Below are 24,056 nucleotides of genomic sequence, written 5' to 3' on the forward strand. Positions count from 1 at the left end.
GCGTCAGCCATTTCATTTTACCAGACAAAAGAAAGGACCGAACGTTTCCACGTTCAGTCCTCTTTGTTCCGGCCAAATATCCGTTTAGGTATAAGCGTTAGCGCTTATCCGAATGGCATTAAGTCTTACGACTAGGCTTTCGTCGTTTTGGAAGCCCGTTGCTCACGCAGCTTTAATAGCTAAGGAATAGTCTTAGTGCTCGATAACGCTTGTTGGAGCCGCGAGATAGCTTTTCTTCGACCTTTGATAGATATATTGTCATTCCATAGAGCGACGAAGGAGTGAGTAGGGAATATCTAGAGGTTTTATAACGAGCTGTCAGAGTTCTCCCAACTGTCCACGCCTCACTATTGATATAGGCGAAGATGCCTTTGATGTCTTGCCCGTTAGTCTCCCGTTCAATGCAGGTGCCACTTAGAACGGTCCCCATTAATTCTGCCTCGCTTTAAAACCGAGAGTTGAGTTCGTCGTAGATATTCGATGGCATTACTTTCCCTTTAATATCTCGCCACCGCCTTTTTCTCCATGACATGATTGTCGGGTCTCCACTCTGTATGAGCCGTAGGGGAATACGATATTACTTTTCTTTAGATACAAAAAAGCCACTCTATTAAGAGTGGCTCTATTTGATTTACTTGATTGCCTATTATGCAGCAGGCTCGTTAATCAGAGTTAATGCCTTCTTCGACACTTCATGAGCTGCTTTGGTTAGGTTTTGCTTCTCTAGTGCGTCTGAGAGATAACCATAGTCTGCGACGTTAGAGCGCACAGACAGCGCCTTCTCGAAGTGTACTTGAGCTTCTGGCCATTTCTCGCTGCGTAGATAGAACTGAGCAAGTGCACTGTGAGCATCCGCATTGTTACCATCTTTATGTAGTACGCCTTCAAGAAACGTAACCGCAGGGTGGCTGTCTGCCAGTTTAAGCTTCGGAAGAAGTGCGTATAAATCCGAGTTAGGATGCTTTTTCAGGGTTTCTTTGAGTAATGTGAACGCTTCACTATCAGCTTGGCGCGAGATAAGTTGTCTAGCAAAGCACTCGATCAAGTGAGTGTCAGCTTTCACTTTACGTGGTAGCGAGTTCCAGTGAGCCACTAGACCTTCACTACCTTTTTGGACGGCTACTTCATGCAATAACCCACATTGAGCCCGCTGTGTTAAAGGTTCTTGCTCTTCTTTAAGTATGATTTTGTGCTTGATGAGCTTTGGCAGTAGATCGAGTAGTGGTTGCCATAGCCTCAACTCAATATATACCTGCTTAAGAAGATTAAGTACAACGGCATTATTTGGGTAGCTAGACTTGAGACTAGATAAGGTATCAAATGCTGCGCTGTAGTCTGCTTCACGAATCAATTGTTTTGCGCGAGTGAGCTCAACAGCAAGAGTGGAGTTGTCTTGCTTTGCTGCTAGTTCAAGGTAACGATCACGCTGTTCAGTGTTGCCCATGCCTTGAGCTGCTTCAGAGGCGACTAAGTAACATAGTAATGGCATATCGTGGTGATTTGCCCAACGAGTCACTTTCTTTTCGGCAACTTTGAAATCACCTTCTAATAGCTTAATGATGCCTTCGTTAGTGTAACGGCGCGAACGACGCATCTTACGCACACTAAAGTAGTTCCAAGTCGCTGAGCTTGCGTAAAAGGCTTTCTTCACTAAATACTCAAGGCCAAACAGACCTGCCAGTGCAGCGATAACGAATATGACTAGTGTCGTGACACTCATTTCGATGGTCTTGCTAGCGACGGAGATCAGGACATAACCTTGCTGGCCAGAAAACTGCGTGCCAGCAAATAATCCCAGTCCTAGGACGACGAAAAGGAAAATCAGTCGAAACATTATTTATCCTCCGCTACTAGGGTAGTCACTTCACGGCGTAGACGATCGCGAATGACGTCAGATAATTCTTGTTGAGTTTCTAGCTTAACTGGGTATTCAACTTGTACTGTCTGCTTACTTAATAGCTCTAGTGCTTTATTGAACTCAATGACTTCGTTTGAATTCTGGTTAAAGAAAGTCGTAGACCACTTGTCAGCAGTTGTTAAGGCGGTCGAATAGATCTCTTGCTGCTCTACATAGACGGCTTTAATTGCTGTTTCTAGTTTGGCCTTAATGTTCTCTTTTAAGTAGAAATGCTGTTGAGGTGATAGCAATGGAATGACGTTACCATCACGAGTTCTAAAGGTAATAAAGTTCTCAGAGAAGTCCTTTAATGACGTCATGAGGTTATCTTTCCAGTCATAGACATCTTGAGAAACAACCTGTTTCTCTTCTTGCTGCGCTTCAGGTAGCAGAGCATTGGCGAGTGGTAGCTTATCAACTTGCTGCTGCAGTGCCGTGATTCTTAGAACTAGCCCTTCTCTATCAATCAATGGGATGGTTTTTAGCTTAGTAATGTCATTAGCCATCGATTTTCTTAGTGGGACTAAGCTCGGATCGTTCAACGCAGCAATGCGCTGATCGGCGGACTCCATTAACTTGGTCGCACTTACGGCGTCATGCTCAAGGAATAGCTTACGTCCAGCAAGTTTTACTAGGTAATCTGCTTCTGCTAGCAGCCAATCATTTGGACGACGGCCTTTCACATCAGCCATTGCGACTTGAAGGCTAACAATGCTTTTCTGTTGCTGGGCAAGAACGGTTTCGGCGCGATGGGTAATTTCAGTCGCTTTTTCGATAGCTTGCTTCTGAGTCGAGTCTAACTCTGATTTGATGTTATCTTGGGTTTGCTTAAGCTGGGTTTGCAGGGCATTGATTTGAGCTTGGTACTCGGCGTTCTTTTGCTGCATTTGGAACGTTAAGCCGCCCCCAATAAGGATAGAGATGATAATAGCAACAGTGCCAAGTTTAACCCCTCGCTTACCTTGTTTTTCTTCGAATGCGGGTTGAGAAGATTGCGCTTGATTCGCTTCAGGTGCTTGTGTCGTGGTCTCTTCCACGCTTGCTTCACTTGTCGTCTTTTGTTCAACGTCAGATGTGGTCGATTCAACCTTGTTGCTATCCTCTGCCGATTGCTTGTCTTGGTCAGGGGCAATGTTTTCGTTTTTATTCTTGCTTGTCATTACTTATTGTCCTGTTCTATCTGGCTGGAGAGCAGCCAACAACACTGGGTTAGAGGCACTTAAGGTATTGGTGACAACTTTAAAACCAGCCTCACGTGCATTTTGTGCGATACGTTCACTCGGTACATAAAGGTGAAGCGTAAACAACCAGTTCCGTTCTGCGCTGCTCAATTGAGAAATAAAGTACTCAAGTTGACCTGAACTGGTTATGACTAATTGGGTTATTTGTTCATCTTGCCAGAGTGGCACTAATAAATCTGAGCGGAAAGCTAGGTTTTCTCGTTTGTAGACTTCCCGATACTCTACAATAGCGCCGCGCTCGGCCAGAGTGTCAAAGATGAGTTCTCTGCCGCCATTTCCTCGTAAAATAAGGATTTTCTTATTGGCGACATGCTGAAGTGCTTCCAGCTTTAATAAATGCTCACTGTCACTGACATCGGGGTAGTGTACTTGTTGTTCAGTCGCTTTGCTTAAAACGTGTGCAGTTTTTTGACCAACGGCAAGATAGACCGGATTTGTCGGCCAACTTTTGCATGTTTGAGTCAGATGGTGGCTAGTTTCGCTTACCGCATGTTGGCTAACCGCGATAATAATGTCGAAAGAAGAGATATGATTTTCCAATCCGGATAGTTGATCTCCGGATTGGATTTCAATCAGAGGGTGGTGATGGCTAGCGATCCCCACCTCTGATAATTGTTGGCATAGTGAAAGGCCTTGCTTCCCCGGCCTAGTGACCAGTACTGCCATACATGATTACTCGTGCTCTGCGTATAGCTTGGTCAAAATTTCTTTTGCGCCGTCATCAAGCAGTTGATTTGCCAGCTCTACACCCAGTGTCTCTGCATCAGCACGTGAGCCACGGATCTCTCCACGGATGATCTTAGAACCGTCAGGCTCGCCAACTAGCGCGCGTAACCAAATGTTGTCACCATCAATTAATGAGTAGCTACCGATTGGTACCTGACAGCCACCTTCTAGAGTAAGGTTCATTGCACGTTCACATAGAACGCGATCGGCGGTTTTTTTGTGGTTTAGTGGTTCTAGTAGTTTAATTAGACGCTCATCATCTAAGCGACACTCAATACCTACCGCGCCTTGACCAACCGCTGGCAGTGATTGCTCAGGTTCAATAAAGCTCTTAATACGCTCTTTAAGTTCCAAACGCTTTAGACCCGCAGCAGCAAGGATGATGGCATCGTATTGACCATCATCAAGCTTACCTAAACGTGTGCCGACATTACCGCGTAGCTCTTTAATCACTAGATCTGGGCGGTACTCTTTGAGTTGGCATTGACGGCGTAGGCTACAAGTACCGACTACCGCCCCTTGCGGAAGCTCATCAATGTTGTTGTAGGTATTCGAAACAAATGCATCACGTGGGTCTTCACGTTCACAAATCGTCACTAGCCCTAGCCCTTCAGGGAAGTCTACTGGTACATCTTTCATCGAATGAACGGCTAAGTCAGCTCGACCTTCAAGCATCGCAACTTCCAGCTCTTTAACGAATAGACCCTTACCACCAACTTTTGCTAATGGAGTATCAAGGATAATGTCGCCTTTAGTGACCATTGTGACTAGCTCAACTTCTAGACCAGGGTGAGCCGCTTTAAGTGCGTCTTTAACAAAATGTGCCTGCCAAAGAGCAAGAGGGCTTTTACGTGTTGCGATTCGAATAGGAGTTGGTTGAGTCATAGCGTTCTACTGAAAACAAAATAATGAGCTAATCCTACCACTGTCGGTTAAAAAAGCATTATTGCTTATCAAATCGAATTCAAGTTTGATGTTCGCTAGCATAAAATCATTAAAAGAGTGTGATTAAGGTCTCGTTTGTAAAATAGGCTATTATTATTAATAGGAGTTACGTACCACACTAAGAGCGATAATTTCAGGTGGGCAAAATTGTGTAGAATCGATCGTACATTTCTTTACCAACTCGAAGAAAAGTGTTAGATTGATCACGTTTTGTTGGTGCTTTAGAACAATTAATAGTCAAGGCACTATCTAGGATATGAACCAAGGAAGCTCTCTTGCAGGCTTACACCAAGACGCTAACTAAAAGACTTGATAACCTTAACCAGCAACGTATTGAACGTGCGCTGGCGCTTATGGATTTATCGAGCCAGCGTGTATTCCATCTTATTCCAACCCTGCTTCACTTCAATCATCCAGTTATGCCTGGCTATTTCGACGCACATGTTCCGTTTGGCGTGTGTGATTTTGAACTTAATGAAATTCAGCAGCAGTTTGTAGAAGATACACAGTTAACGATTGGTCAAGAGCTCGCGACATCGAATAATCCAGCCATCCTAGGCTTGTACACGATGGGCAGTACGTCTTCTATTGGTCAAAGTACATCCAGTGATTTAGATATTTGGGTGTGCGTCTCTCCTAACATGAGCTCAGATGAGCGCGAAAGCCTGACTAATAAATGTCTACTGATCACTGATTGGGCACAGACTCAGGGCGTAGAAGCTAACTTCTTCTTAATGGATGAGCAGCGTTTCCGCTCAAACCACTCTGAAGAGATGACTGGTGATAACTGTGGCTCATCTCAACACTTAATACTACTTGATGAATTCTATCGCAGTGCCGTTCGCCTTGCGGGCCAGCGCCTATTGTGGCAAATCGTGCCGCCTGAGATGGAAGAGTGCTACGACGAATATGTGAATGACCTTTGCAGCAAAGGATATATTGATTGTTCAAAGTGGATCGATTTCGGTCAGCTCAATCGTATTCCGGCAGAGGAGTATTTTGGCTCGAACTTATGGCAGCTGTATAAGAGTATCGACTCGCCGTACAAATCTGTTCTTAAAGCTATCTTGCTGGAAGCCTATTCGTGGGAGTACCCAAATACTCAACTTCTTAGTTTAGACACCAAACGTCGCTTCTTTGCTCATGAGCCTGATCTCTATGGCATGGATGCGTACTACCTAATGCTTGAAAAGGTGACGCGTTATCTAGAACGTATTGGTGATACCACGCGTTTGGATTTAGTTCGTCGCTGTTTCTACCTCAAAACCCATGAAAAGCTCTCTCGTGAACCAAGTAACGGCTCGGTAGCTTGGCGTCGCGAAGCCATGACCGACATGGTGCAAAAGTGGGATTGGTCAGAAGCGGTGATAGCTGAGCTTGATGATCGCCGTAACTGGAAGGTGGAGCAGGTTAAGGTGGTTCACCATGCCTTGCTTGATGCGTTGATGCAGAGCTACCGTAACTTAATTCAGTTTGCTCGCCGTAATGACATTACATCAGCGATCAGTCCGCAAGACATCAGTATTCTCGCTCGTAAGCTTTATGCTGCGTTTGAGGTACTACCGGGTAAAGTGACTCTGCTTAACCCACAGATTTCGCCTGACTTACATGAATCTGATCTGACTTTTATTGAAGTTCGCCCTGGGCGCACCAATAAATCGGGTTGGTATCTCTACAAACAGCCATTAACGCCGCACCGTATTCTTGGTCAAGCACCGCTTGAGCACAACGAATACCTCAGTAAGTTGGTGGCTTGGTCATTCTTCAATGGTTTGATTACCGAGTCGACGCGTCTGCACTCTGTGATTCGTGATGCGCACTTAGACATCGATAAGTTCTACCAAATGGTGAGTGACTTACGCAATACCTTCTCGCTGCGTAAACGTCGTCCGACCATGCAAGCACTGGCCAGTCCTTGTGAGATTAGCCAGCTAGCGATGTTCATCAACTTTGAAAATGATCCAACCTCAGAGCTGAGTGGCAAATCACTTAAGCTGGATCCAAAGAGCACTGATATTTTCAGCTTTGGCCCCGAGCAAAAATGCTTAGTCGGCAGTGTTGATCTGGTTTATCGCAACTCATGGCATGAAGTGCGCACCTTGCACTTTAAAGGTGAGACGGCGATGCTTGATGCATTGAAAACCGTATTGGGTAAGATGCACCAAGATGCGATTCCACCAGAGTCGGTGGATGTATTCTGCTACAGCAAAAACCTGCGCGGTGTGATGCGCAATATGGTTTATCAGCTATTGGCGGAATGTATTGATCTGCGCTTGAAGCCTGTTGAACAAGAAAAACGTCGCCGCTTTAAAGCGCTACGTATTGGGCAGCAAACCTACGGTCTGTTCTTTGAGCGCCGTGGTGTATCGGTACAGATGTTAGAAAACTCGGTCGATTTCTACCGCAGTATTTCGACTAATAAACTCAAGGGTTCACCACTGCTAATGCTCGATAAAGAGCAGGACTACCAATTGCCGGAAGTGGTGGATGGCTTTGCCAGTGAAGGCTTAGTTCAGTTCTTCTTTGAAGATGGTGAGCAAGGTTTCAATATTTATGTGCTCGACGAATCCAATCGCGTTGAAGTTTATCATCAGTTTAAAGGTGAAAAAGACGAGATGATTGCGAGTGTGAACAGCTTCTACACCTCGGTACAAGATGAAAATCCGTTATCGTCGAAGCTAATCAACTTCAACTTACCGCAGTACTATCAAATTGTGCGCCCTGAAGATGATGAACCTTATATTGTTCCTTATCGTAATGATGGCGCTTGTTACTCTAGGCCGAGTAAAATCGTCAACGCCTAACGAATCGATAAAAAAAGAGCATCAATGATGCTCTTTTTTTTGTATCTGTCTGATTAAGGGTTAGACCCACTCAATCTCTTCATCGCAATGCTTTTCACACTCTTGCTTAACCATGGTAATCAGCTCTAGGTGAGTCTTAGAGCAGGTCCAGTGATTATCGATAAGCGAGAAATGGAAACCACCTGACTTAGACGCCAACCAAATCTCTTTCATTGGTTCTTGGCGGTTAATAATGATCTGACTACGGTCTTCAAACTCTAGGGTCATCACGTTACCAGAGGTCTCGTAGTCGATGTCCGCGCCTGAATCATCAATCATTTCCTCGATGATTTGCATTTGAACATCTACTAACTGATGAAATTCAGTCTCGTTCATCCAATCTATCCTATTGCTTTTCTTGAGTGTGGTGCGATTATAGGGGGCATTGACAGAATAATCACGACACAACCGATGAAAAAATTACTCTTAGCGCTATTTATCTTTTCGCTTCTTGGCTTAGCTGGCTGTGGTCAAACTGGACCTCTTTACATGCCTGAAGATGCTCAGCAGAACGAGCAGCCTTCACAATAAAATAGAATCAGAATATAAGGGAAAGAATTTTGGATTACTTCAACTATCAGGATGATGGCCAGCTTTGGGCTGAAGATGTCTCACTAACGGAACTAGCACAACAGTTTGGTACACCACTTTACGTTTATTCGCGTGCGACTTTAGAGCGCCATTGGAACGCGTTTGATAAATCGGTTGGTGACCACCCTCATTTAGTTTGTTATGCAGTGAAAGCAAACTCAAACCTTGGTGTGTTAAACGCACTGGCCCGCTTGGGTTCTGGTTTTGATATCGTTTCTGGCGGTGAGCTAGAGCGAGTGATTGCTGCTGGTGGTGACGCTGCGAAAGTGGTGTTCTCTGGTGTCGGCAAAACTGAAGCTGAAATGAAGCGCGCGCTTGAGCTGGGAATCAAATGCTTTAACGTTGAATCAGAGCCTGAACTTGAGCGCTTGAACAAGGTAGCTGGTGAACTAGGTGTGAAAGCGCCAATTTCGCTGCGTATTAACCCTGATGTTGATGCTAATACCCACCCTTATATTTCTACAGGTCTACGTGACAACAAGTTCGGTATCGCTTTTGATCGCGCTCCAGCTGTGTATCAATTTGCTCAAAGCCTAGAAAACCTAGATGTTAAAGGCATTGATTGCCACATTGGTTCTCAGCTGACAGACATTGAACCTTTCATTGATGCGACTGACCGCTTACTGGCCTTGATTGATGATCTTAAAGCACAAGGCGTTACCATCGAACACCTAGATGTCGGTGGTGGCTTAGGCGTAATTTATCGTGATGAGTTACCTCCTCAACCATCTGAGTACGCGAAAGCGCTGCTTGGTCGCCTTGAGAATCACCAAGACTTAGAGCTTATTTTCGAGCCAGGTCGTGCGATTGCTGCTAATGCGGGCGTGTTGCTGACTAAGGTTGAGTTCTTAAAGCACACTGAACACAAAAACTTTGCCATTATTGATGCTGCTATGAATGACTTGATGCGTCCTGCGCTTTATCAAGCGTGGCAAGATATCGTGCCTGTTGTACCTCGTGAAGGCGAAGCGGTGACTTATGACTTAGTTGGCCCAATCTGTGAAACGGGTGATTTCCTAGGTAAAGATCGTGCGCTCGTGTTAGCTGAAAATGACCTTCTTGCGGTTCGTTCTGCTGGCGCTTATGGTTTTGTGATGTCATCGAACTACAATACACGTTCTCGTGCTGCGGAAGTGATGGTTGATGGTAAGCAAGCCCATTTAGTCCGTCAGCGTGAAGAACTCTCTAGCCTATGGGCGCTTGAAAACGTACTTCCGGAGTAATTGAAGTCTTATGCATTTCCATTTTTCTAAAATGCACGGTTTGGGTAATGACTTCATGGTTGTTGATTGCATTACTCAAAATATTTTCTTTTCCCCTGACCTGATCCGCCGCTTGGCGGATCGTCACACTGGTATTGGTTTTGACCAATTGCTGGTGGTCGAGGCACCTTACGATCCAGAAACGGACTTCCACTATCGCATTTTTAATGCCGATGGTAGTGAAGTGGAACAATGTGGTAATGGTGCTCGCTGTTTCGCGCGCTTTGTACGCATGAAAGGGCTGACTAATAAGTACAGCATCAGTGTCAGCACTAAGAAAGGCAAAATGGTCTTGAGCATCGAAGAAGATGATCAAGTGACGGTCAACATGGGCGTGCCTGAGTTTGAACCGAGCAAAATTCCTTTCAAAGCCAAGCAAACAGAGAAGACCTATATTTTACGTACTGAAGATAAGACCTTGTTCTGTGGTGCGGTAAGTATGGGTAACCCTCATGTTGTCACCGTGGTCGATGACGTAGCGACGGCAGATGTGGATACCCTAGGTCCACTACTAGAGTCTCATGAACGTTTCCCTGAGCGAGTCAATGCTGGCTTTATGCAGGTAGTTAATCGCAATGAAGTTAACTTACGTGTTTATGAGCGCGGTGCGGGTGAAACCCAAGCTTGCGGTAGTGGTGCATGTGGTGCAGTCGCGGTTGGTGTTGTGCAAGGCCTACTCGATGATAACGTCAAAGTAAATCTACCTGGTGGCTCGCTGAATATTCAGTGGCAAGGAGCAGGCAAACCACTTTACATGACCGGCCCAGCTACGCATGTCTTTGATGGGCAACTAAGCTGCTAATAACAATAATAAAAAGGAACAATCGTGTCGCATATCGAAGCAGATGCGCTGACGGCGGAAGTCGTAGCGGAATACCTGCGTGACAACCCTGATTTTTTTATCCATCGCCGTGAGCTGGTGGATCGTTTAGCACTGCCTGTGCAAGAGCAAGGCGCTGTTTCTCTTGTTCATGTTCAGATGAACCGTCAACGTCAACGTATCGAAGAGCTTGAAGAAGAGATCACGGCCTTGATGTCACTGGCAAAAAGCAATGATCAAACCTTCCATGAATTTATGGATTTGCAAGAGCAGATCTTAAGAGGAGATGCATTGCTGTCGGTGATTAAAGCGATCGAAGAGAAAGCCAAGGCTCTAGGCTTAGTCGCTTACGTACGCTTAGTGGATAGTGAGTCGAGCTACTACTCGCTGGATAAAACCAACTATCAACGCTTTGCAACTAACCATCTTAATGGCAAAGATTCTTACCTCGGTCGAATGCGCAAAGTGGACCGCGAATTGCTGCTGGGAGAGAACTCCCGAGCACCAGAAATGGGCTCTTACGTGGTGTTACCGCTACACAATAAAGGTCTGCAAGGTATTTTGGCATTTTCGAGCAGTGATGGCGGTCATTTCCAGCCGCATATGGATACCTTATTCTTACGTCACTTAGCCCTTGTACTTTCTCACCTTATCGAAACCCTTCCTTGGCAATGTGAGTCAAATGAGCGAATCAGCAGCACCTCTGCCTAATGGTCTACAACAGCCTCTTGAACGCTTCTATGAATACTTAAGAAGTGAAAAGGGGCTGAGTCTACACACCCAGCGTAATTACAAACAGCAACTTGAAACTATGGCGGGCCATTTGGCTCAGCTTGGCTTAAAAGAGTGGCAACAAGTAGACGCGGGTTGGGTTCGTCAATTAGCCAGTAAAGGCATGCGTGAAGGAATGAAGCCGAGCAGTTTAGCTACTCGTCTTTCTTCATTGCGCAGTTTTTTTGATTTTATGATGTTACGTGGTGAGATGAGTGCCAATCCTGCTAAAGGGGTCTCTGCGCCACGTAAAAAACGCCCATTACCGAAAAATCTCGATGTCGATGAAGTGGGTCAACTACTTGAAGTCAATGAAGATGACCCATTGGCAATACGCGATCGCGCCATGATGGAGCTGATGTATGGTGCTGGATTGCGTTTGGCTGAACTGGTCAGTATCAATGTCAAAGATGTCGGGCTCTCTTCTGGGGAGATACGAGTGGTAGGTAAAGGGGATAAAGAACGTAAAGTGCCCTTTACTGGTATGGCTGCCGAGTGGGTGAGTAAGTGGTTAAGAGTTCGTCCAAGTTTGGCTAATAGCGATGAGCTAGGGTTGTTTGTCTCCAAGCTTGGTGTGCGTATCTCTCACCGTAATGTGCAAAAGCGCATGGCGGAGTGGGGACAAAAGCAGGCGGTTGCCAGTCATATCAGCCCGCACAAACTACGTCACTCTTTTGCTACCCATATGCTTGAATCGAGCAACAATTTACGTGCCGTTCAAGAACTATTGGGACATGAGAACATCTCTACTACCCAAATTTATACTCACTTGGATTTCCAGCACCTTGCTGAGGTCTACGATCAAGCTCACCCAAGAGCGAAAAAGAAGGGCAGTGACCAATGAAATTCTACCGCCATTTGAATCCGATTAAAGCGATGACGTTCGATCTGGACGACACCCTTTACGATAATCGCCCAATCATTCGTCGGGTTGAGGCGCAAATGGCGCAATGGATGCATCAGCATCACCCAGTTTCAGCGACCAAGCCGCTTGGCTGGTGGCATGAGCTTAAAATGCGTTTAGCACAACAAGATAGCTGGCTACTCAATGACGTCACCTTATGGCGCTTTAAGCAGATTGAATCTGGGTTGATGGAACTTGGTTACCCACAGGCTCAAGCGACGCAAGCGGCCAATGAAGCGGTAGAGCAAGTACATCGTCTGCGCAGTGATTTTACCGTGCTGTTGGAAGCGCATCAGGTGTTAGAGCAGCTTGCGAGTCGGTTACCGCTAGTGGCAATTACTAATGGTAATGTTGATGTTGAGAAAATTGGTCTCGCTCCTTACTTCTCATTGGTACTAAAAGCAGGACCTGACGGTTACGCCAAACCTCATCGTGAGCTATTTGATAAAGCTCAGTCATTTCTATCACTACCGGCTGGAAATATCCTTCATGTAGGAGATCATTTAATTTCCGATGTGGCTGGCGCTAAACGCAGTGGCTTCCAAGCTTGCTGGTTTAATGACCAAGGCCAAGATATCTACGCATGCAGTAAAAGTCGCACCTTGCCAGATGTAGAAGTAAACCGTTTGCATCAGTTGTTGCTATTGAGTGAGATGTAAATAGCAGCGCATAAAAACAACGCTTTTCATATCGGGGCACATGGATTACGGTATAGAAAAATACTATATAAATAATCACGTCTCAGGCTTATAAGAATGCGCACCTATTCCGCACTAGTTGCAAATGGTCAGCAACTTCAGTTATTTCTCCAGGGTATCCCTGTGAGAGACTCGGCTTCGTATTTGGTCCAAGTATTATCGACCGATACTGAACAAGTTGTTTGTGACTATGCAAACCGGCTTAAATTACACCTCCCTAATTGCCATATCATTGGCCACAGCACTCGCCATACCATGTGCGACGGAGTTCTCCATCATGATGGCAGTCTCATTGTCGTTTCTTGTTTCGAACACACTTCGCTGACCTCGGCACGAGTGCAGATCGATAGCGGCTTAGAATCTCAAGTCGAAGCATTATGCGAAGAGCTTGAACTGGGTATGACATCTAAAGCGATGATCAGCTTTTCTGCTCATGCCAGTGGGCTTTATCAAGCGCTAGGTCAAGCGGTAGAAACCCCAATTAGTGGCGGGCTTGCTACCAGTGTTGATGGCGGCCACGAGTGGGTCCTGTTTGGTAATCAAACCTATCGAAACGCTTCGGTATTTGTTGCGCTACATAGTGAGCAGTTGACAGTACATCGCAATGCGTTTTCTGAATGGACGCCGATTGGTGGGACATTGAGGGTGACGGATAGCCAAGGGTATGTACTCAAAACCCTAGACTATCAGTCGATATACACCGTTTATCAGCAGCGGCTGGCGGAAGACCGTCCGATCACGTTAGAGCAACTGTATAGTTTCCCTCTTCAAGCGAGTAGCGGCCAAATCAGTAGCATGCGCGAGATTTATTCCGACGGCAGTATGCGGTTAGATAATCCGGTTAATATCGGCGATGAAGTACGAATCTGTTACAACCACCCTTCATTGACTCTGGAACAAGTTCGTTATGACGTGGTGCAGTTGGCGCGGAGCAATCCAGAATCGGTGTTTATCTATAACTGTGAATCTCGATTAGAGTTCCTTGAGGGCGTCAGTGAGACTAAGCCGTTTGAACAACTTGAATGTAGTAATGGCTCTTACTGCATGGGCGAGTTCTACCGCGGCGATAGTCAGGATACGCTTCATCACAGCATGACCTATCTTGCGCTCAGTGAAGATACTCAGCGTCCGGCGATTGTGATTGGGGAGCAAGATGAATTCCCGGTATCGCCGTTATTTCATCTGATTCGCCATTCGATTGATGAGCTTAACCAAGCTCAGAAAGGGATGCAGGACAAACTAGCTAAGCAGACCGAAAAACTGATAGAAAGTTACCGCCTTGATAAACATACCGGGCTAAAAAATCGTGTTGCGCTGCAAGAGCGGCTTAAAGTATTTAAAAATCATGAGCATGTGATCACGATTAAGCTGTCTAACTTTCATCAGGTCAATGAAAAGTATGGCTATCAAGTGGCGGATGAGTTGATCCGTGACTTGAGTGATCACTTTATTGAACGCCTTGCTCGTCTGCGTGGCCAAGAGTTCGTCAAGAATCTGTACTATATCGGTACGGCGGAGTGGGCGATTGTGTTTACTGCTTTGGTACCAAGTGAGCAAATTCAACAAGACTTTTCAGCTTTTGCCGACCAAATCGAGCGCCTTAATTTTGAGCCCTATGGATTACCCGATGTCGACTTTCTTTCGGTGTCGATTACCGGAGGTATCGCCAGCGCCAGTGATTTCCCTGATATAGCAGGAGATGAGTTGCTGCTTAAATCTATCGATGCAAGACGAACTGGCAAAGAGCGTAATACTCACTTCTTTAATGCCAAAGATTGTGCGATTACCCCAGAACAACAACAAGACAAAATTGAGCTTATGGGGGTCGTCAGTCGGGCGATTCTTAAAAAGAACATTATCACCTACAGCCAGCCGATTTTTGCCGCACACACTCGCGAGCAGATATCTCAAGAGTGTTTAGTGAGAATCGAAGATGATGGCAATATCATCTCGCCTGGGCGCTTTTTACCCATCATTGAAGGCACGCACCTTTATACCCGCTTAAGTCGCTTTATGTTGTCTTCGACCTTGAGTTACATGGCGGACAAACAAGAGTCTTTCTCGATTAACTTATCGCCACAAGACATGCTGAGTGATAAAACTCTGTATTTGTTGGAAGAGTCGATTGCTAAGCTCAATGATCCGTATCGTTTAGGGATAGAGGTACTGGAGTCGGAGCAAATTAAAGACTTTGGCCGAATGTCTGAAATCTGTCGTCACTTCAAAAACATGGGTGTGCGCTTAATGGTCGATGACTTTGGCTCAGGCTACTCGAACATTGATGAGATCATTCGTCTAGAGCCGGACATCATCAAGCTTGACGGTAGCTTGATTAAGACCATAGATCGTGATGCGAAACAGCGTCAGATTACCGGTCAGTTGGTTCAGCTCTGCCAAGTGCTAAATGCGAAGACCGTGGCTGAGTTTGTTCACAACCGAGAGGTGTGTGAAATTGCCGAAGATCTTGGCGTCGATTATCTGCAAGGTTTCTATCTTGCCGAGCCTAGCCGCTTGTTTTAGAGGCTAGAGCATGACCACTTTTATCGGCTTTAAACGCCTGCATATAGTGGTCAAAGAAACTCAGCAATTGCTCTGATTGGCGCTCTTCCCCGAGCGCCTTTAATACTTCGCAACCCACTTCTAAGGTACACAAATGGCCATCTTCTTGATTACGACGTAATTGATAGTTGGAGGCTTGAGTTGCAGTGATGCGCGCAAGGGGCAGGTTCTTGAGCCATGCGCTTTTACGTAACATCTTCTTCGCCTCTTGCCAGGTGCCATCAAGAATAATAAACAGTGGCACTTTTGTGGTTTTGTTTGCCTGCAGAAAGGCTTGGCTCACCGGCATGCTCTCATCATGTGGAAATAACAAGTAGGGCTGAAACTGGTCATTGTTCAACAGCTCGATAAGCGCCGGATCTGGGGATTTACGTTGCCAAATATGCACACTGGTCGATGTGGGTAAGCTCTTCAGCAACCACTGGCCAGTATTGGTGTCACGCTGCTGCTCATTCTCATGCATTAACAGTGCAAGGTGACAGGCCGATGTGAGATCGGGTAACTGCTCACAGACACATTGGTGGCGAAGCTGGCACTGAGGGCAGGGAGTTAGCGTGCCCTCGTGGCTCGTTGAAGGTGTCACAGAGTAATGCCTTCTTGATGGGGAGTTAAACCATCAGAGAAGAGTTGAATCTGGCTGATCTCATCGTAGTTCGCAACAGGAGCGGTGCTTGGGTTGAGCGGATATTGCTGGCCATCGAACTTGAGAATATGTTGATTAGGCACAGCTCCGCCGCCACTGACGAAAAACACCATATCCTGCCAACCATCACTTGTGCTTACACCAAGGTTAATCGGTGTGCTGACTAAGGTAATTCGGCTGTTAAAACGCCAGCTATTTTGATGGTTTTCAAAGATCAGCAGTGTACAACCACCAGAGCCACACCAGTCTAGCTGGGTGATAAGCTCTTTATTGCCATCACCATTTAAATCGTAACTCAGCCAGCGGTAGCGTGTACCTGTCGGGTCGGTTTCCGTGCTGGCAAAATAGTTTCGCAGCGCTTTATCCACCTTAGGGTTAAACTCTGCTGAGGATGGGGTTTGATTAGGCGATTCTTGCTGTGAGCTTAGTGTTTGCTCTGCAGAGTTTTTAAATAGCGTTACGCCACCATCGGCAATCGGATAAATCACATTACCGACTTTCTCTTTGGTCGCCGTTAACTGCTCACCTTTACGTGAGAAAAGGCGCTCGGATAGCAATGGTTGTTGTTGATGATGAGTCATCACGACTTGAATTTGCTCAGGGTTAAGTTGTTGCCAGTAACCTGTTTCTACCGAGTCAGACTCGCCATTGTTGTAGCTGTATGAGGTTTTGGCTGTGTGATCTTGCTTGAGTTGTAGCGAGATTGAAAAGTCACTGCTGGTGGTTGAGCTAGCTTGATACGACCCCGTCCAGTCTTGCGTGCCGTCTTGGTTGGATAAGGTTGCACAGCCTTGATATTTAACCCCATTGAGCTCCAGTTGTGAGCTCCAGCCATAAAGGGAATCACTCATATTATCGACACAGCTGCGCTGGTTGAGTTCTAATGAACCACCTTCAAATTGGTATCGACGTCGGTCGTTTTCGATACGGGTTGAGCTAAGCTCTAGCAGTTGTTTCTCTTCGCCCATTTTCTGGAAAGCCAGCTGGTTGCCTTCAAAGCTCATCGACCAGAAAGGTTCGGTGCCAAAGGCGCGTGTTGGCTTAGTGGCTTGTTGGCATCGTTTTGGGTTTTCAGCGGTAAGAAGGTTGACGGAATCCACCACAAAGCGCGCAGCGTAATCAGCAACAAAACCATCGGTCAGTCCAGTTTCTAAGTGGCCGATGACTTCACCATATAGGGGCTCATAAGGACGACGAACTAAAGACATGGCTTGCTGGAAGCGATCGTTCGGCAGTTCAAGCCAATATTGTTGCTGGCTACCACAAGGGGTAATGGTTCGTACTTCATGACCGAGAACTACCTCGCCACGCATAATGAACGTCTGCGGTTTGATACTGGCAGGTTTATCTAAGCTGGCAGCAGGAGCGGTCGATGTCGACTCGGAACTTGGCTGTGTTGAAATCGAACAAGCTTGTAATGCAAGTAATGTCACGATAGCGACTGGGTTTCGAAGCGCCTTCATGCTATATCTTCCCTATTCAGAAACTGGCGGATTCTATTATGGCATATTGGTTATTCAAAACTGAACCGGACACCTTCTCTATTGACACTCTCAGAACACAAAATAGCTCTTGTTGGGAAGGTGTACGTAATTATCAGGCGCGAAATATGATGCGAGATGAGGTAAAAGAGGGCGATCTAGTGCTGATTTACCATTCATCGTGTAAGAAAGTGGGCGTTGCGGGTATCGCCAAGGTGACCAAAGAGGCTTATCCTGACCATTTTGCTTTTGATCCAGAAAGTGATTATTACGATCCGAAATCGAGCCCAGACAACCCAAGGTGGGTAATGGTCGATATTGAATTTGTGCGTAAAACGGAGCGTCTGATCCCGCTGACGGTGATGAAAGCGATGCCAGAGTTGGAAAACATGCCATTAGTTAAGCGTGGTAACCGCCTTTCGATCATGCCTGTCAGTGAGCAAGAGTGGTTGGCAATTTTGGATAAAGAAAAGCTGCCGAGTCAGCGATAGAGCCTTAAAACACAATCAGGCAGCGATTGTGCTGCCTGATTAAGATAAAAGCGTGCTGTTATAGCAGGTTATCTTGCAGATAATGCGCTACTGCATCGTCTGCGTTACTGCCGATCACTTCATTGTCTGGTAGCGCTTCTTTCACTTTATGGTGCGAAGTTCCCATCACCAATCCTTTGCCTGCCATCGCTAGCATCTCTGCATCGTTCATACCATCACCAAACGCAATACAGTTGTCTAACGTTAGGTCGAGTGACTTAGCGACCGCTTCTAGGGCGTGGCCTTTAGAGACTTCAGCCGCCATCACTTCCAGACACCAAGGTGTAGAGAAAGCGATATTCAGCTTGTCACCAAACTCTTCACGCAGCTTTTGTTCGAAAGTCACTAGGTGGTCATGGTCTTGCTCTGGGTGAGTAAAGAACACTTTAGCAATGCCATCAGTCGGTGCTGCATCCGCTGTAAAGCGCTTATAAGCAAAGCCTGATTCGCTGTGGAATTTCGCCAGCATTTCATCGTCACGGTCGAGCAACCAATCTTCATTTTGGTACATGTGGATAAAGATGTTGGGATCTTGGCGGATCACGTCGATCACTGGCTGAACCAATTCTTCTGGAACATTCTTACTGTACATCAGTTGATCATTCTGGTCATGAACGCGCGCACCGTTAGAGGTGATCATGTAAGCCGGAATGCCTGCAATCTCACGAATTCCAGCCACATCAATATGATGGCGACCGGTAGCAAAGATAAAGGTGAAGCCTTTTTCATGCAGTGTTTTTAATGTCTCTTTGGAGTAGGCACTAAGCTGGTGGTTTGGTGCGAGAAGAGTGCCATCGAGATCTGAGGCTACAATGTGAAAAGGAGTATCTTTGCGTGCTTCGGTCATATCACCCTCGTATGTACTGCGAATAGTTTCCCATTTGGGTAGAGAGGGTATTTTACTTGAACATAAAGGGGAAAAAGAGGGTAAAGATCACCCTGCGCTATTTCCTATTTTAGTATTTGCCAAAGAATTGCAACGTCGCGTCCAGTGCTTGGTTGCGGTATTGGTCTTGTTCAAACAGCAATTCATGCTTGGCGTCATGAATAATCTTAAACTCGCATTGGCTATGAGTTTTAGCGAGTTTCTTCATAAACTGAGTTTGAGCCTGATTTGAGACGATTTTATCATCGCCAGCTTGCATCACCAGCAGTGGAGTTTTGATATGGCGAGTCATGAGGTGGCACTGCTTACACGCCATCAATCCTTGCCATACCCACTGGGTACTGGCGCCACCAATTTTCAGCTCTGGGTGCTGTTCATACCAATTGCGGAACCAGTGATAACGAGCATCGCTCTGACTGAGCAGGTTGCCGGCAAAAGGCTTTGGGTAATAGGCGACTTGCCCCGGAGCAAAGGTTGGTTTTGGGTAAACCGCAGTGAGCACTTGCCCCAATACGGTAGCAATTGGTTTGAGGTGCCAAGGTAGGTTAACCCCATACATAGGCGCACTGAGGGCAACGGCATCAAACTTGGCATCGCGAGTCTGTAAGTAGCGGGTGGCGATATTACCGCCCATTGAGTGGCCAAGTAGATAGCGCTTGTTATAAGCGGACAAATCGAAATGTTCGATCATGCTATCTAAGTCTTTAACGTAATCTTCAAACTCGCCGACAAAGCCCATTTGTTTATCTTCAATTAGGCGATCAGACAAGCCTTGACCGCGATGATCAAACGAATAAATATCATAGCCTTGCTGGAAAAGATCGTAGAAAAGCTCTTGGTACTTGGAGGTGCATTCGATGCGTCCGTTAACCACGACAATCGCTTTATTGTGCTGAGGTGAAGTCAGCTTGATCCAATAAAGTGCTTTCTTATCAAACGATTTAAGGTAGCCTTCTTCACGAGAGCGCCATAAGTTGGCAATATTACCATTGATCACTTGCTCAAAATTGGACTCTTGAGTATAAGAAGGACTAATGTTGGAGCGTGAATCATTCATGGTGAAGTAAAGCCTGATTGTGGTTTGAGTTTTGCAACAGAACTAGATTATGTGTGGCTAAGGGCGTTTAGTCGAGAGGAAATACTATGGATATGCATGTTTGGCTTGCTTATGTGGTAACCGCAATTGTGTTCAGTCTTGCTCCTGGGTCGGGTACGGTTAACTCGATCAGTAATGGTTTAAGCTATGGCACAAGGCGTTCGCTTGCCGCGATTGCAGGGCTTCAAGTCGGCCTCGCGATCCATATTATGTTAGTTGGTGCCGGCATTGGCGCACTTGTTGCTCAGTCTGCGTTTGCCTTTAGTGTGATTAAATGGGTCGGCGCGGCTTATCTGATCTGGTTGGGTATTCAAAAGTGGCGTGATCACTCAAGCATTGCGACCACTGAAGCTGGCGCGCACCTATCGAGTATGAATCTGATGCGCAAGGCGATTCTGATCAACCTGACTAACCCTAAATCGATCGTCTTTCTAGTTGCACTGTTTCCACAGTTTATTGACCCTGCCAAAGACCAACTGACTCAGCTAATGGTATTAGGCGTCACAACGGTCGTTATTGATGCGGTGGTTATGCTTGGTTACACCAGTTTAGCTTCGCAAATGGGTCGTTTTATCCGTTCAGATAAGATTATGTCGAAAATCAACAAGGTATTCGGCTCAATGTTTATGGGCTGTGGTGCATTGCTTGCCGCGGCCAAAGCGTAGCCGAACGTACTGTCACGATGCCGCAGCGAATTAAAGAAACTTACGTCGCACGTCAGCCGATCCTTAATGCTAAGCGACAAACTCTCGGCTATGAGTTGTTGTTTCGTGACGGTGAAAAGAATTCTTACCCAGCGCATATTGACCCCAATCGGGCGACCTATCGCCTGATTGTCGAAAACTTCCTCTCCATCGGCAGTAATCCTACGTTATCAGCATCTCGCTGCTTTATTAACTTTCCGCATGAGAGCTTAGTTCGCCTGTTGCCGCTCTCTTTACCCAAAGAGCGCATTGTGGTTGAGGTGTTAGAGACCTGCACGCCCAACGATGAGCTGCTTGAGGCGATCAAGCAATTGTATGCCCATGGATACCTGATTGCGCTGGATGACTTTGTCTATTCGCCTGAATGGGAGCGCTTTTTGCCTTTCGTTCACATTGTGAAAATTGACATTATGGCGATGGGCTTAGAGCAAGCCTGCATCATGGTTAAAGAGCTAAAAGCGAAAAGCTCGAAGCGGAAATTTTTAGCAGAGCGGGTTGAGTCAGAAGCTGAGTACCTCGCAACAAGATCGGCGGGATTCAGTTTTTTCCAAGGTTACTTTTTTAGTAAGCCTGAAATCGTCCGTCAGCGCTATTTAAGCCCTGAGCAGTTGATCGCGATGGAGCTATTTCGCGAGGTGTGTCAGCCTGAGGCCGACTTCCTTAAAGTGGAAGCGATTGTCGCTAAAGATGTCGCGCTTTCCTATAAGCTGTTGCGCTTTGTCAACACGATGTCGGATCGCATCGAAGTGCCGATTTCCTCTTTTAGACAAGCTTTGGTCTACTTGGGCCAAGACAAGCTGAAGATGTTTGTTTCACTGGCGGTCGCTTCGTTTGTCGCAGTGAATAAACCGAAAGAGCTTTACACCTTGTCCTTACAACGTGCGCAGTTCTTCATGTTAATGGCGCACGATAATCCTTTCAGCCAGTTCCGCGAGCAGGCTTTCTTGATTGGCCTATTTTCACTGCTTGATGCTTTGCTTGATGTGTCGCTCCAAGAATTAGTTGAGCAATTACCGCTATGTTCGGGAATTAAACAAGCTTTGCTCAATCGAGAAGGTCCATACGGATTGCTGCTTCAGCTTGAAGAGTGCTACGAAAAAGCCGATTGGCTCGGTGTAGAAGCGGCTTGTCAGCAACTTAACGTGTCAGTAAATGATGTTATGCCGCGTATTTCTCAGGCTCAGCGCTGGAGCCAAGAGCTCAACACCATCATCTAATCTCTGTTACCCCTCTAAATGAAACTTTTATGACAATCCATATATATGGATTGACGTATATGTTTTGTTGTCTAATATATACGCATATCCAGATATGAGTATATAACTATGCTTCCTCACCAATTTTTTAAACTGTTATCTGATGAGACACGAGTGCGCTGCTTAATGCTGATTGTGCGCCAAGAGTGCTTATCGGTCGGTGAGCTCACCCAGGCGCTGCAAGAGAGTCAGCCGAAAATATCTCGTCACCTTGCTCAATTACGCTCGAGCGGTATTTTGACTGACGTTAGGCAGGGGCAATGGGTGTTCTACCGCTTATCAACCGATTTACCCGGTTGGATGCGAAAGCTGATCGATGACCTGATCGCATCGAACTGTTTGAAAACTGAATACCAACAAGATATTGAGCGCTTAGAAGCGATGACTTCACGCCCTCAATGTTGCGTTTAAAGAATCACAAAACTTTACTCCCTCAAATTTGAGGAGTAACCACTAACTGAGAGACAAAGACATGGCAGTTAAAGTAGGTATTAACGGGTTCGGCCGTATTGGCCGTCTAGCACTTCGCGCAGCTTTCGATTGGCAAGAGCTAGAGTTTGTTCAAATTAACGATGTTGCTGGCGATACAGCAACACTGGCTCACCTTCTTGAGTTTGATTCAGTTCAGGGTCGTTGGAATCACGAAGTGTCTGTTGAAGGCGATGAGATGATCATCAATGGTCAACGCATCAAAACCACTCAAGAGCGCGACATTGATGCGATCGATTGGTCTGGCTGTGATGTGGTGATTGAAGCGACGGGTGTTCACCGTAAGACATCTTTCCTAAACAAATACTTAGAGCAGGGCGTGAAGCGTGTTGTGGTATCAGCACCAGTAAAAGAAGAAGGTATCGCGAACATCGTTGTCGGTGTCAATGACCATATCTTTGACCCTGCAGTGCACAAAATCGTAACGGCAGCGTCTTGTACAACAAACTGTATTGCACCTGTGGTTAAAGTGATCAATGAGAAGCTTGGCATCGAGAACGCGTCATTTACGACGATTCACGATCTAACCAACACGCAAACTATTCTCGATGCGCCGCATAAAGACTTACGCCGTGCACGTGCATGTGGCATGAGCTTAATCCCAACTACAACAGGCAGTGCTAAGGCGATTGTTGAGATCTTCCCAGAGCTAGAAAACCGCATCAATGGCCATGCTGTACGTGTACCACTAGCAAACGCATCTCTGACTGACATTATCTTCGAAGTGAAGCAAGACACCACCGCGGAAGAAGTTAATGCGATGCTGAAACAAGCGTCTGAGAATGAACTGAAAGGCATTCTAGGTTTTGAAGAGCGCCCATTAGTTTCTATCGATTACAAAGGTGACCAACGCTCGACGATTGTTGATGCGCTATCAACCATGCTGGTGGGTAAGCGTATGGTTAAGATCTACGCTTGGTATGATAACGAAATGGGCTACGCGACACGTACTGCAGAGTTAGTACGTAATGTCGGTCTAGCTTAATTCTCTTCATACTTGAAGCTGCAGCGTTGTTAACAGCGTAAGTTCACCGGATCGCCGGCCGCCCTAATCACATAGAAAACCTATGCTCATAGGGCTGAACTTCATTCCTTTGTAGGGAAAAGGTTGCCTAGCTGCAAATCCAATTATTTTGAGTATTAATAAAAATACATAAGAACTTTGGGAATGAATATGTCACATCCTACATGGCAACTTGATTTAGATGCTGGTGCGTTAGTACTTACTCCGTGCCCAGGGACTAAAGGTGTCGACCTAGACTCGTCGCTAGCGCAGTTGAAAGAGCAAGGTGTTGAAGCGATTGTTACTGCGTTAGATGACGCGGAGCTCGCGAGTAAAGACGTTGCAGCACTGGGCGAGAAAGCTCGTGCCCTCGGTATGCAGTGGTTTCAAATTGAAATCGAAGATGATTGCGCACCGGGTGCTGAGTTTGCTACCAAGTGGCAAGTGGCGAGCCATGAGCTACATAAGGTCGTCGACAATGGCGGTAAGGTTGCGATGCACTGCATGGGTGGTTCTGGTCGTACAGGGCTATTTGCAGCTCATCTACTGCTCGAAAAAGGTTGGGATTTGGACAAGATTGTTCAAGAAGTTCAGGCACTGCGCCCTGGTGCTTTTACCAAACCAATTCAAGTCGATTACATCAACGCGGTGGCGCAGAAGTAATCCCTTGTTCAGCGATAAGAGCTTTTGGATCATCATGATCCAAAAGCT

At 46.2% G+C, this 24,056-nt stretch carries 23 protein-coding genes; 14 read left to right on the forward strand and 9 right to left on the reverse strand.

Annotation, left to right across the window (positions count from 1 at the left end):
* Nucleotides 1–646: 646 nt before the first annotated feature.
* From ELS82_RS19700 to hemC, 4 genes are read right to left on the reverse strand one after another with little or no spacing between them, the layout of a single operon-like run.
* Nucleotides 647–1,834, reverse strand: a complete 1,188-nt coding sequence (locus ELS82_RS19700; protein ID WP_134836999.1) for a heme biosynthesis protein HemY — start codon at nucleotides 1,832–1,834, stop codon at nucleotides 647–649.
* Entirely contained in the window at nucleotides 1,834–3,057 is a 1,224-nt protein-coding gene (locus ELS82_RS19705) for a uroporphyrinogen-III C-methyltransferase (RefSeq protein ID WP_134837000.1), read from the reverse strand. Before ELS82_RS19705 ends, ELS82_RS19700 begins: the two co-directional genes overlap by 1 nt.
* A 3-nt stretch (nucleotides 3,058–3,060) precedes the next feature.
* Nucleotides 3,061–3,804, reverse strand: coding sequence for a uroporphyrinogen-III synthase (locus ELS82_RS19710; protein ID WP_134837001.1), 744 nt, complete (start codon nucleotides 3,802–3,804; stop codon nucleotides 3,061–3,063).
* Nucleotides 3,805–3,810: 6 nt separating this feature from the next.
* Nucleotides 3,811–4,749: a hydroxymethylbilane synthase gene (hemC, locus tag ELS82_RS19715; protein WP_134837002.1), complete on the reverse strand. Its 939-nt coding sequence runs from the start codon at nucleotides 4,747–4,749 to the stop codon at nucleotides 3,811–3,813.
* A gap of 335 nt (nucleotides 4,750–5,084) precedes the next feature.
* Here hemC and ELS82_RS19720 point away from each other — a divergent pair, with 335 nt between their 5' ends.
* Entirely contained in the window at nucleotides 5,085–7,613 is a 2,529-nt protein-coding gene (locus ELS82_RS19720) for a class I adenylate cyclase (RefSeq protein ID WP_134837003.1), read from the forward strand.
* A 60-nt stretch (nucleotides 7,614–7,673) separates the two neighbouring features.
* Here ELS82_RS19720 and cyaY read toward each other — a convergent pair whose 3' ends face one another.
* Nucleotides 7,674–7,988, reverse strand: a complete 315-nt coding sequence (gene cyaY / locus ELS82_RS19725; protein ID WP_134837004.1) for an iron donor protein CyaY — start codon at nucleotides 7,986–7,988, stop codon at nucleotides 7,674–7,676.
* Between the two features lie 75 nt (nucleotides 7,989–8,063).
* Between cyaY and lptM the strand changes: the two genes are divergently transcribed.
* From lptM to ELS82_RS19760, 7 genes are all read left to right on the forward strand, one after another.
* Complete coding sequence (gene lptM / locus ELS82_RS27915) at nucleotides 8,064–8,183, forward strand: LPS translocon maturation chaperone LptM (protein ID WP_440870483.1); 120 nt, start codon at nucleotides 8,064–8,066, stop codon at nucleotides 8,181–8,183.
* 29 nt (nucleotides 8,184–8,212) lie between these two features.
* Complete coding sequence (lysA, locus tag ELS82_RS19735; RefSeq protein WP_134837006.1) at nucleotides 8,213–9,466, forward strand: diaminopimelate decarboxylase; 1,254 nt, start codon at nucleotides 8,213–8,215, stop codon at nucleotides 9,464–9,466.
* Between the two features lie 10 nt (nucleotides 9,467–9,476).
* Nucleotides 9,477–10,307 carry a diaminopimelate epimerase gene (gene dapF, locus ELS82_RS19740; RefSeq protein WP_134837007.1) on the forward strand — a complete coding sequence of 277 codons (831 nt, stop codon included), beginning with the start codon at nucleotides 9,477–9,479 and terminating at the stop codon, nucleotides 10,305–10,307.
* A gap of 24 nt (nucleotides 10,308–10,331) precedes the next feature.
* A complete protein-coding gene (locus ELS82_RS19745; protein ID WP_053441679.1) occupies nucleotides 10,332–11,036 on the forward strand; it encodes a DUF484 family protein in 705 nt (234 codons plus the stop codon).
* A complete protein-coding gene (xerC, locus tag ELS82_RS19750; protein WP_053441678.1) occupies nucleotides 11,008–11,940 on the forward strand; it encodes a tyrosine recombinase XerC in 933 nt (310 codons plus the stop codon). The genes ELS82_RS19745 and xerC overlap by 29 nt, the downstream gene beginning before the upstream one ends.
* On the forward strand, nucleotides 11,937–12,659 hold the full coding sequence (gene yigB / locus ELS82_RS19755) for a 5-amino-6-(5-phospho-D-ribitylamino)uracil phosphatase YigB (RefSeq protein ID WP_134837008.1): 723 nt from the start codon (nucleotides 11,937–11,939) through the stop codon (nucleotides 12,657–12,659). Before xerC ends, yigB begins: the two co-directional genes overlap by 4 nt.
* A 96-nt stretch (nucleotides 12,660–12,755) precedes the next feature.
* Entirely contained in the window at nucleotides 12,756–15,218 is a 2,463-nt protein-coding gene (locus tag ELS82_RS19760) for a bifunctional diguanylate cyclase/phosphodiesterase (RefSeq protein WP_134837009.1), read from the forward strand.
* On the opposite strand, the gene ELS82_RS19765 is transcribed toward ELS82_RS19760, so the two are convergent.
* Together ELS82_RS19765 and ELS82_RS19770 are read right to left on the reverse strand one after the other, a co-directional pair.
* Entirely contained in the window at nucleotides 15,202–15,840 is a 639-nt protein-coding gene (locus tag ELS82_RS19765) for a tRNA-uridine aminocarboxypropyltransferase (protein ID WP_134837010.1), read from the reverse strand. The genes ELS82_RS19760 and ELS82_RS19765 overlap by 17 nt on opposite strands.
* Nucleotides 15,837–17,363 (reverse strand): COG3650 family protein, encoded by a 1,527-nt coding sequence (locus ELS82_RS19770; RefSeq protein ID WP_134837011.1) that lies wholly within the window; start codon nucleotides 17,361–17,363, stop codon nucleotides 15,837–15,839. Before ELS82_RS19770 ends, ELS82_RS19765 begins: the two co-directional genes overlap by 4 nt.
* 38 nt (nucleotides 17,364–17,401) lie before the next feature.
* Between ELS82_RS19770 and ELS82_RS19775 the strand changes: the two genes are divergently transcribed.
* Nucleotides 17,402–17,872, forward strand: coding sequence for an EVE domain-containing protein (locus ELS82_RS19775; protein ID WP_053441674.1), 471 nt, complete (start codon nucleotides 17,402–17,404; stop codon nucleotides 17,870–17,872).
* A 58-nt stretch (nucleotides 17,873–17,930) separates the two neighbouring features.
* On the opposite strand, the gene ELS82_RS19780 is transcribed toward ELS82_RS19775, so the two are convergent.
* Both ELS82_RS19780 and ELS82_RS19785 read right to left on the reverse strand, forming a co-directional pair.
* The gene (locus ELS82_RS19780) at nucleotides 17,931–18,758 is read right to left on the reverse strand and encodes a Cof-type HAD-IIB family hydrolase (protein ID WP_134837012.1); all 828 of its coding nucleotides are present in this window, start codon (nucleotides 18,756–18,758) and stop codon (nucleotides 17,931–17,933) included.
* A gap of 109 nt (nucleotides 18,759–18,867) precedes the next feature.
* Nucleotides 18,868–19,854 (reverse strand): alpha/beta fold hydrolase, encoded by a 987-nt coding sequence (locus ELS82_RS19785; RefSeq protein WP_134837013.1) that lies wholly within the window; start codon nucleotides 19,852–19,854, stop codon nucleotides 18,868–18,870.
* A gap of 86 nt (nucleotides 19,855–19,940) precedes the next feature.
* On the opposite strand from ELS82_RS19785, the gene rhtB reads away from it, so the two are divergent.
* The 5 genes from rhtB (at nucleotide 19,941) to ELS82_RS19810 (ending at nucleotide 24,008) form a co-directional block, all read left to right on the forward strand.
* Nucleotides 19,941–20,558 carry a homoserine/homoserine lactone efflux protein gene (gene rhtB / locus ELS82_RS19790; protein WP_134837014.1) on the forward strand — a complete coding sequence of 206 codons (618 nt, stop codon included), beginning with the start codon at nucleotides 19,941–19,943 and terminating at the stop codon, nucleotides 20,556–20,558.
* A gap of 29 nt (nucleotides 20,559–20,587) precedes the next feature.
* A complete protein-coding gene (locus tag ELS82_RS19795; protein ID WP_167489412.1) occupies nucleotides 20,588–21,814 on the forward strand; it encodes an EAL and HDOD domain-containing protein in 1,227 nt (408 codons plus the stop codon).
* Nucleotides 21,815–21,922: 108 nt separating this feature from the next.
* Nucleotides 21,923–22,264: a metalloregulator ArsR/SmtB family transcription factor gene (locus tag ELS82_RS19800; RefSeq protein ID WP_053441669.1), complete on the forward strand. Its 342-nt coding sequence runs from the start codon at nucleotides 21,923–21,925 to the stop codon at nucleotides 22,262–22,264.
* Nucleotides 22,265–22,325: 61 nt separating this feature from the next.
* Nucleotides 22,326–23,327, forward strand: coding sequence for an ArsJ-associated glyceraldehyde-3-phosphate dehydrogenase (locus ELS82_RS19805; RefSeq protein ID WP_134837016.1), 1,002 nt, complete (start codon nucleotides 22,326–22,328; stop codon nucleotides 23,325–23,327).
* A 189-nt stretch (nucleotides 23,328–23,516) separates the two neighbouring features.
* Nucleotides 23,517–24,008: a cyclin-dependent kinase inhibitor 3 family protein gene (locus tag ELS82_RS19810; RefSeq protein WP_134837017.1), complete on the forward strand. Its 492-nt coding sequence runs from the start codon at nucleotides 23,517–23,519 to the stop codon at nucleotides 24,006–24,008.
* Nucleotides 24,009–24,056: the final 48 nt, after the last annotated feature.

The sequence above is a fragment of the Vibrio ouci genome (assembly GCF_004551525.1).
Taxonomy (GTDB): domain Bacteria; phylum Pseudomonadota; class Gammaproteobacteria; order Enterobacterales; family Vibrionaceae; genus Vibrio; species Vibrio ouci.